Origin of the sequence: Micromonospora sp. NPDC049645 (assembly GCF_040675155.1) — a bacterium.
In the GTDB taxonomy this organism is placed as follows: domain Bacteria; phylum Actinomycetota; class Actinomycetes; order Mycobacteriales; family Micromonosporaceae; genus Micromonospora.
The window spans coordinates 1-8,490 of the sequence record NZ_JBFAOI010000035.1; the positions used below are offsets into that span (position 1 = coordinate 1).

Annotated in this window: 7 protein-coding genes; 2 read left to right on the forward strand and 5 right to left on the reverse strand. The window is 68.5% G+C overall.

The window, feature by feature from the left end; all coding sequences use genetic code 11:
* Positions 1 to 130: 130 nt before the first annotated feature.
* The 5 genes from AB0J33_RS31025 to AB0J33_RS31045 form a co-directional block, all read right to left on the reverse strand.
* On the reverse strand, positions 131 to 1,168 hold the full coding sequence (locus tag AB0J33_RS31025; RefSeq protein ID WP_363618691.1) for a dipeptide ABC transporter ATP-binding protein: 1,038 nt from the start codon (positions 1,166 to 1,168) through the stop codon (positions 131 to 133).
* Positions 1,149 to 2,180 carry an ABC transporter ATP-binding protein gene (locus AB0J33_RS31030; protein ID WP_363618693.1) on the reverse strand — a complete coding sequence of 344 codons (1,032 nt, stop codon included), beginning with the start codon at positions 2,178 to 2,180 and terminating at the stop codon, positions 1,149 to 1,151. The genes AB0J33_RS31025 and AB0J33_RS31030 overlap by 20 nt, the downstream gene beginning before the upstream one ends.
* Positions 2,181 to 2,249: 69 nt before the next feature.
* Positions 2,250 to 3,206 (reverse strand): ABC transporter permease, encoded by a 957-nt coding sequence (locus AB0J33_RS31035; protein ID WP_363618695.1) that lies wholly within the window; start codon positions 3,204 to 3,206, stop codon positions 2,250 to 2,252.
* A gap of 6 nt (positions 3,207 to 3,212) precedes the next feature.
* Positions 3,213 to 4,151: an ABC transporter permease gene (locus AB0J33_RS31040; RefSeq protein ID WP_363618697.1), complete on the reverse strand. Its 939-nt coding sequence runs from the start codon at positions 4,149 to 4,151 to the stop codon at positions 3,213 to 3,215.
* A gap of 196 nt (positions 4,152 to 4,347) precedes the next feature.
* On the reverse strand, positions 4,348 to 5,949 hold the full coding sequence (locus tag AB0J33_RS31045; RefSeq protein ID WP_363618699.1) for an ABC transporter substrate-binding protein: 1,602 nt from the start codon (positions 5,947 to 5,949) through the stop codon (positions 4,348 to 4,350).
* Between the two features lie 504 nt (positions 5,950 to 6,453).
* On the opposite strand from AB0J33_RS31045, the gene AB0J33_RS31050 reads away from it, so the two are divergent.
* Positions 6,454 to 7,314, forward strand: a complete 861-nt coding sequence (locus AB0J33_RS31050) for a bifunctional methylenetetrahydrofolate dehydrogenase/methenyltetrahydrofolate cyclohydrolase (RefSeq protein WP_363618701.1) — start codon at positions 6,454 to 6,456, stop codon at positions 7,312 to 7,314.
* Positions 7,315 to 7,409: 95 nt separating this feature from the next.
* Positions 7,410 to 8,360 (forward strand): malate dehydrogenase, encoded by a 951-nt coding sequence (locus AB0J33_RS31055; protein WP_363618703.1) that lies wholly within the window; start codon positions 7,410 to 7,412, stop codon positions 8,358 to 8,360.
* Positions 8,361 to 8,490 lie beyond the last annotated feature (130 nt).

The following is an 8,490-nucleotide window of genomic DNA, read 5'->3' on the forward strand; positions in this document are numbered from 1 at the left end:
TTTAACATCCTCCTCCCCCCAATTTTCACACCCCCCCCGGGTGCCCTGTTTTTTTTTGTGTTTTTGGGCGCCCGCCACTCGGGGGGGGGCCCCCCCCCCCCCCCCACCACAACTCCATGATCGACCCCGGTCAGGGGGTGGACGCGGGGCGGAGTTCGGCGAAGTGGCAGGCGGACGGGTGGGGGTCCGCTGCTCTCGGAACGGTTTGGGGATCTTCCTTGGCGCAGATGTCCTGGGCCTTCCAGCAGCGGGTCCGGAAGTGGCACCCGCTCGGCGGGTCGGCCGGGCTGGGCACGTCGCCGACCAGCCGGATCATGTTGCGCTGGTCGCGGGCCTCCGGGTCCGGCACCGGCACGGCGGACAGCAGAGCCTGGGTGTACGGGTGGGTGGCCCGCTCGTAGATCTCGTCCTCGGTGCCGATCTCGACGATCCGGCCGAGGTACATCACCGCGACGCGGTCGGCGATGTGCCGCACCACGGACAGGTCGTGCGCGATGAAGATGTACGAGAGCCCCAGCTCGCCCTGGAGTTGCTTGAGCAGGTTGATCACCTGGGCCTGGATGGAGACGTCCAGCGCGGACACCGGCTCGTCGCAGACGATGATCTCGGGCTTCAACGCGAGGGCGCGGGCGATGCCGATGCGCTGACGCTGACCGCCGGAGAACTGGTGCGGGTACCGGTTGATGTGCTCCGGGTTGAGCCCGACCAGGTCCAACAGCTCCTGGACCCGCTTGCCCTTGCTGCCCTTCGGCGCGGCATCCGGGTGGATCTCGAACGGCTCGCCGATGATGTCGCCGACGGTCATCCGCGGGTTCAGCGAGGTGTACGGGTCCTGCATCACCATCTGCATGTTGCGGCGCAGCCGGCGCAGTTCGCCGCCGGAAGCCTTGAACAGGTCCTTGCCCTCCAGGGTGGCCCGTCCGGAGGTGGGCGTCTCCAGCCGCATGAGCAGCCGGGCGAGGGTGGACTTGCCGCAGCCGGACTCGCCGACCACGCCGAGCGTCTCGCCCCGACGCAGCTCGAAGCTCACCCCGTCGACGGCCTTGACCGCCCCGATCTGTCGCTGGAACAGCACGCCCTGGGTGATCGGGAAATGCTTCACCAGGTTGTCGACGGCGAGGATGGTCTCGCCGCGGACCTTGGTGGGGTTAGTGGGCGACGCTGTCATCACGGACCTCCTGCGCGAAGTGGCAAGCGCTGGTCCGGCCGTCGCCGAGAACCAGGTCGTGCGGCACCTCGTCCACGCAGACCTGCTGGACGTACGGGCACCGGGGGTGGAACGGGCAGCCGGACGGGATGCGCATCAGGTTCGGTGGCAACCCCTTGATCGTCGACAGCTCCTGGCCGCGGACGTCCAGGCGCGGGATCGACTCCAACAACCCCTTGGTGTACGGGTGGGCGGGCGCCTTGTAGAGCGAGCGGACGTCGGCGTGCTCGACGATCCGGCCGGCGTACATGACCGCGATCCGGTCCGCGACACCGGCGACCACACCGAGGTCGTGGGTGATCAGGATCATCGCCATGTTGAGTTCCCGACGCAGGTCGGCCAGCAGGTCCATGATCTGGGCCTGCACGGTCACGTCGAGTGCCGTGGTGGGCTCGTCGGCGATCAGCACCTTCGGGTCCAGCGCCAACGCCATGGCGATCATGACGCGTTGCCGCATACCGCCGGAGAACTGGTGCGGGTAGTCGCCGATCCGCTTCGCGGCACCCGGGATCTTGACCAGATCCATCAGCTCGACGGCCCGGCGTCGGGCGTCGGCCCGGGACATGCCGGCGCGCTGACGCAACGTCTCGCCGATCTGCCAACCGACCGGGAAGACCGGGTTGAGGGCGGAGAGCGCGTCCTGGAAGATCATCGCGATCTCCTTGCCGCGTACCTGCCGGCGCTGCTCCTCGGAGCGGGTGAGCAGGTCCTCGCCCTGGTAGAGGATCTGGCCGGAGCGGATGAACGCGGGCGGGGTGTCCAGGATGCCCATGATCGCCTGGGCGGTGACCGACTTGCCCGAGCCGGATTCGCCGAGCACCGCGAGGGTCTCGCCGGCATCCAGGTGGTACGACACGCCGTTGATCACCCGGGCGACACCCTCGTTGGTGCGGAACTCGACGTGCAGGTCCCGCAACTCCAGCAGGTGACCGCCCTCGGGTGTGGCGGAGGCGGGCGTGGGATTGACAGTCATGGCTGTACTTGCCTTTCGCTCGCGACTGCGGGGCTCGCTTCGCTCACTCCTCGCGCTCGCATGGAGGGATCACCGCAGCTTCGGGTCGAAGGCGTCACGGATCGCGTCGCCGAGCATGATGAACGCCAACACGGTCAGCGCCAGGAAGGCCGACGGGACGATCAACGGGGTGGCCGCCTCCCGCATGTGGATCCGGCCGGTGTCGATGTCCTGGCCCCACGAGATGGTGGGTGCCTTCAGGCCGATGCCCAGGAAGGAGAGCGTCGCCTCGGCCGCGATGAACGAGCCGAGCGCGATGGTCAGCACGACGATCGCCGGGGCCAGCGAGTTCGGCAGGATGTGCCGCCACATGATCCGGCCGTTGCCGGCGCCGAGCATCCGGGCCGCCGCGACGTAGTCCTGCTCCTTCGCGGTGATCACCGAGGACCGCACCACGCGGGCGGCGGTGGTCCAGCCGAGCAGGGCCAGCACGAGGACGACCGCGCCGATGCGAGCCCACTGGCTGTCGCTGGTCACCCGCTTGAGCAGGACGATCGCGGCCAGCAGCAGCGGGATGCCGAGCACCACGTCGATCACCCGGGAGAGCACCGCGTCGACCCAGCGGCCGAAGTAGCCGGCCAGCATGCCGACCACCAGCGCGATGATCCCGGTGCCGAGCGCGGCGAGGGCGCCGACCAGCAGCGACGCCCGGGTGCCGTAGACCGCCCGGGAGTACGTGTCGCAGCCCTGGAAGTCGTACCCGAAGATGGCCCCGCCGGACGGCCCGGCGTGCTGCCGGGAGAGCAGGCAGTCGTTCGGGTTGTTGGCGGTGAACACGCCGGGAAGCAACGCCATCAGGGTGAAGATGACGACCAGCGCCAGCGAGATCCAGAAGATCGGGTTGCGGCGCAGGTCGCGCCAGGCGTCTCCGGCCAGGCTGCGGGGTTTCTGCGCGGCGCCGACCTGGTTGGGTGTGCCCGGCTCGCCCGAGGGGCCACGCCGCGCGGCCTGGTTCTCCGTGGCCGCCACGGTCTCAAAGTCGCTCATGCCTGCTCACTCATAGCGGATCCTCGGGTCGAGTACGGCGTACAGGACGTCCACCACCAGGTTCGAGACCAGGTAGACCACGACGAGCACGCTGACGATGCCCACCACCAGGGGGCCGTCCTCGGTGCGGATGCCGCGGAAGAGGTTGAAGCCGACGCCGGGGATGTTGAAGACGCCCTCGGTGATGATCGCGCCGCTCATCAGGTTGCCCAGTTCCACACCGAGGAAGGTGACCACCGGGATCAGTGAGTTGCGCAGCACGTGGACGACGACGATGCGGCGCTTGACCAGGCCCTTGGACCGGGCGGTCCGGACGTAGTCCGCGCGCAGGTTCTCCGCCACCGAGGCCCGGGTGAGTCGCAGGGCGGTGGCCAGCGACAGCGAGCCGAGCACGATGCCCGGCAGCAGGAGCGCGTAGAACGTCGGCTCGGAACCGGCGGTGGGTGGGAAGAGCTGCCACTTGACGCCCAGGAAGTACTGCGCGAGCGGCGCCAGCACGATGGTCGGGATGCCCAGCACCAGCAGGGTCAGCACCAGCGTCGAGTTGTCGAAGATGCCGGCCCGGCGGATGCCGGCGAGCACACCGGCGGTGACCCCGAAGATGATCGCCACAGCGAGGGCGATGAGCGCGAGCCGCACGGTGACCGGCCAGGCCGACTGGAGGATGTCACCGATGTTCCGACCGGTGAGTGACTGGCCCAGGTTGCCCTGGAGCAGGTTCTTCACGTAGTCGAAGTAGCGGTAGAAGAAGCCGCCCACGCCCGTGGCGTCCAGGTGGTACTTCTCGGTCAGGTACGCCCGTTGGGCCGGTGTCACCGGCCGCTCACCGGCCAGCGCCTGGATCGGGTCGCCCTGCCCGGCGAATGTCAGCGCGTAGACGATCAGGGTGGTCCCGAAGAAGGCCAGGACCATCTGCAGTAGGCGCCGCAGGATGTAGCGGAACATGCTTAGCAGTCTCTCCGGAAATGTGCGAAAGGGTCGCAGGACGGCATCTCTGGTCGTACCCGAAATATCCGAGACATCCGTCCGGCCCGGGGGAGCCGGCACCACCGACGCCGGGTTCGCCGCGGCGACCCGCACCCGGTGGTGCGGATGGGGCCACCCGGGCTTCGTCGCCCGGGTGGCCCGCACCGTGGTCAGCTCAGCTGGCTGCTTCGATCTTGACGAGGTTGACCCGCTGGAACAGGTCCATCTCCACGTTCTTGACCTTGGACGAGTGGCCGAACACGTTCTCGCCGAAGCGGAGCGGGATCACCGGCATGTCCTTGGCCAGGATGTCCTCCGCCTGCTGGTACTTGGCGATTGCCTCGTCCTGCGTCTTGGCGGCGGAACCCTCCTTGACCAGCTTGTCGAACTCCGGGTTGCTGTAGCCGTAGTAGTTCGACGAGCCGTTCGTGCTGTACAGCGGGCCGAGGTAGTCCTCCATGGTCGGGTAGTCCATGACCCAACCCATCCGGAACGCACCCACCGGCGTCTTCTTCTCGACCTTGGTCAGCAGGTCGGCGAACTTCGGCTCGGCCGAGCCGACCGCGTCCACGCCCAGGTTGGCCTTGAGCTGGTTGACCGTGGCGTCGACCCAGTCCTTGTGCCCGCCGTCACCGTTGTACGAGATGACGATCTTCGACGGGCCGCCGGCGGCCTGGTAGAGCTTCTTGGCCTCGGTCGGGTTGAACTCGCCGGCCTTGCCCGCGGTGTTCTCCCGGTAGCCCGGCAGGACCGGCGAGACGAAGGAACGCGCCGACGTCTGCGAGCCCTTGAAGACCGACTTGGTGATCTCGTCACGGTCGATCGCCATCGAGATGGCCTTGCGCACGTCCGGGTTGCTGTAGTCCTTGTCGAACGTCGGGAACGCCAGGAACTGGAACGACGACATCGGGCTGGTCTGGTACCGGTCACCCAGGTCGGTCGGCGCGGTGCTCAGGCTCTCGGTCGGGATCGTGGGCAGCACGTCCAGGTTGTCCGCGAGGACGTCCGCGTAGGCCGCGGTGAGCTGCTGGTAGATCCGGAACTCGATGTCCTTGACCTTGGGCTTCTCGCCCGGGTACGCGTCGTAGCGCTCGACATCGATCTTGCTGTCGTGCTGCCAGGTGCCCTTCATCTTGAAGGGGCCCTGCCCGATCGGGGCCTGCTCGTAGGAGTCCTTGAGCACGCCCGGCGCCGAGAACGCGGCCTTCGGCATCGGGAAGAACGCGTTGTAACCCAGCGTCGTCTTGAAGTCGATGTACGGCTCGGACAGCGTCGCGGTGAAGGTGAGGTCGTCGACCTTCTTCAGGCCGGACATCTCCTTGGCCTTCGGCGCCTTGCCCTGCAGGTCGGCGTAGCCAGCGATCTTCTCGAAGAAGAAGTTGCTGTCCTGGCCGTTCGGGGCGTACGCGCCGTAGTTCCAGGCGTTGATGTAGTCGTCGGACGTGACCTTCTCACCGTTGTGAAAGGTGAAGCCGTCCTTGAGCTTGATCGTCCAGACCTTGTTGTCGGACGAGGTGATCGACTGCGCGGCGACCTCGTACGGCTTGTTCTGGGCGTCGTAGTCGACGAGCGGGCTGAACAGGCCGGCGAGCACCTGCGACCCGGACGTCTCGGTGGTGTTGGTGGGAACCAGGTGCTTCGGCTCGGCGATCTGAATGCTGACCGCCGAACTGTCGCTGCCGCCGGATCCACCGTCGCCGCCGCTGCCGCAGGCCGCGAGGCCCAGCGTCACCGCGAGCGGGAGGGCGGTCCAGGCGGCGAGTCTACGAACTCGCATTGAGCCTCCTCATCTCCTCACGCTGCGCAGTCAGGCCCGACGCTGGGTTACGCTGCGCAACAAGCGGTAACGGTAGGTCGGTGATGCGCCTTCGACAACGGAGCGGTTGCGGGTGGATAACGGTCCGGGGGTGCCTCCCTTGCCGAGGGCGAGCAGACCTGCTAGGCAAAACCGGGTTTGCTGAGGTGGAACCCCGAATTTGCGGACGTATGACGGGATGGTCGGGCCCGTTCGGGTCAGGCCGGGAGCGTCTGGGGCGACCATCCGGTCTGCGCGTTGCCGGCCCGGCCTGTCTGGTTCGACAGTGATCGAATCCACAAATCCTCACTGAGAGTGACGAGCGACACGTCACTCACGGTTATGGGGCGGTGGTCACGGTTCGGCGTGGCCCGGCTGCCGGGCCGCGGCGCGGCGGCATGGTGGCGCCGGACAGTCGCACCGGCGGTGGCCGGCCCGGAGCGAGGTCGTCCGAACCGTGGGCGGCGGCCGTGAGACGATCTGGGGGTGACGGCGACGCTTCTGGACGGCAAGGCAACCGCGGCGGAGATCAAGGACGAGCTGCGCATACGGGTGAAGGCGCTCGCGGAACGCGGCATCACCCCCGGGCTCGGCACGGTCCTGGTCGGGGCGGACCCGGGCAGCCAGGCGTACGTCAACGGGAAGCACCGCGACTGCGCCGAGGTGGGCATCGCCTCGATCCGCCGCGAGCTGCCGGCCGACGCCACCCAGCAGCAGGTCGACGACGTGGTGGCCGAGCTGAACGCCGACCCGGCGTGCCATGGCTACATCGTCCAGCTGCCGCTGCCGGCCCACCTCGACACCCAGCGGGTGCTGGAGTTGATCGACCCGGACAAGGACGCCGACGGCCTGCACCCGGTGAACCTGGGTCGGCTCGTCCTCGGCTACGACGGCCCGCTGCCCTGCACCCCACGCGGCATCGTCGAGCTGCTCCGCCGGCACGACGTGGCGCTGCGTGGCGCCACCGTCGCGGTGGTCGGTCGGGGCAACACCGTCGGTCGACCGCTCGGCCTGTTGCTCACCCGACGCAGTGAGAACGCCACGGTCACCCTGTGCCACACCGGCACCCTCGACCTCGCCTCGCACACCCGCGCCGCCGACATCGTCATCGTCGCGGCCGGCGTACCGGGTCTGCTCACCCCAGACATGATCAACCCCGGCGCGGTGGTGGTGGACGTCGGCATCACCCGCGTTATCGGCGCGGACGGCAAGGGGCGCTACACCGGTGACGTGGACCCGGAGGTGGCCGAGACGGCCGGGGCGCTGGTCCCCATGCCCGGCGGCGTGGGCCCGATGACCCGGGCCATGCTGCTCACCAACGTCGTGGAGCGCGCCGAGCGCGGCTGAGGTGTACGGCCGTAACCGTCCGCCCCTGGCCCGATCGGTGCCAGGATGACTGATACGGTCCGGAAAACCGACTGGTATCAGGGAGTGGGACGACCATGGGTAAGAAGGTCACTGTCGTCGGGGCTGGCTTCTACGGCTCCACCACCGCACAGCGCCTGGCCGAGTACGACGTCTTCGACACCGTAGTGATCACCGACATCGTGGAGGGCAAGCCCGCGGGCCTCGCGCTCGACCTCAACCAGTCCCGGGCCATCGAGGGCTTCGAGACCAAGGTGGTCGGCGTGACGACCGGCCGCAACGGTGAGGGCTACGAGGCCATCGAGGGCTCGGACGTCGTCGTGATCACCGCTGGTCTGCCGCGGAAGCCGGGCATGAGCCGGATGGACCTGCTGGAGACCAACGCCAAGATCGTCCGCCAGGTCGCCGAGAACGTCGCCAAGTACGCCCCGAACGCCGTCGTCATCGTGGTCTCGAACCCGCTTGACGAGATGACCGCGCTGGCCCAGCTCGCCACCCAGTTCCCGAAGAACCGGGTGCTCGGCCAGGCCGGCATGCTCGACACCGCCCGGTTCAGCAACTTCGTCGCCGAGGCGCTGAACGTGCCGGTGGCGTCGGTACGCACGCTGACCCTGGGCTCGCACGGCGACACCATGGTCCCGGTGCCGTCGAAGAGCACCGTCAACGGCAAGCCGCTGCGTGACGCGATGCCGGCCGAGCAGATCGAGGAGCTGGTCGTCAAGACCCGCAACGGTGGCGCCGAGGTCGTCGCGCTGCTCAAGACCGGTTCGGCGTACTACGCCCCGTCCGCCGCCGCGGCCCGGATGGCGAAGGCCGTCGCCGAGGACTCCGGCGAGGTCATGCCGGTCTGCGCCTGGGTCGACGGCGAGTACGGCATCTCCGGTGTCTACCTGGGTGTCGAGGCCGAGATCGGCGCCGAGGGCGTCAAGCGGGTCGTCGAGACCGACCTGGACGCCGACGAGCGCGCCAGCCTCCTGGAGGCGGCCGAGGCCGTCCGCGCCAAGCAGGGCGACATCTCCAGCATGTAGTCCCCCGAACCACCGCACCACCGCGAGGGCGCGCCGGCCAAGCCGGCATGACTGCCGTCGGTGAGTGGTTTGGGGCCGGGAGCAGCGGGGTTGGGATCGAGCAGAGCAGTGGACATGGGACCTCGCAGGG

Coding starts and splice junctions, on each gene's coding strand:
- AB0J33_RS31025 (WP_363618691.1), bottom strand. CDS start 1,168: ATGACAGCGTCGCCCACTAACCCCACCAAGGTCCGCGGCGAGACCATC.
- AB0J33_RS31030 (WP_363618693.1), bottom strand. CDS start 2,180: ATGACTGTCAATCCCACGCCCGCCTCCGCCACACCCGAGGGCGGTCAC.
- AB0J33_RS31035 (WP_363618695.1), bottom strand. CDS start 3,206: ATGAGCGACTTTGAGACCGTGGCGGCCACGGAGAACCAGGCCGCGCGG.
- AB0J33_RS31040 (WP_363618697.1), bottom strand. CDS start 4,151: ATGTTCCGCTACATCCTGCGGCGCCTACTGCAGATGGTCCTGGCCTTC.
- AB0J33_RS31045 (WP_363618699.1), bottom strand. CDS start 5,949: ATGCGAGTTCGTAGACTCGCCGCCTGGACCGCCCTCCCGCTCGCGGTG.
- AB0J33_RS31055 (WP_363618703.1), top strand. CDS start 7,410: ATGGGTAAGAAGGTCACTGTCGTCGGGGCTGGCTTCTACGGCTCCACC.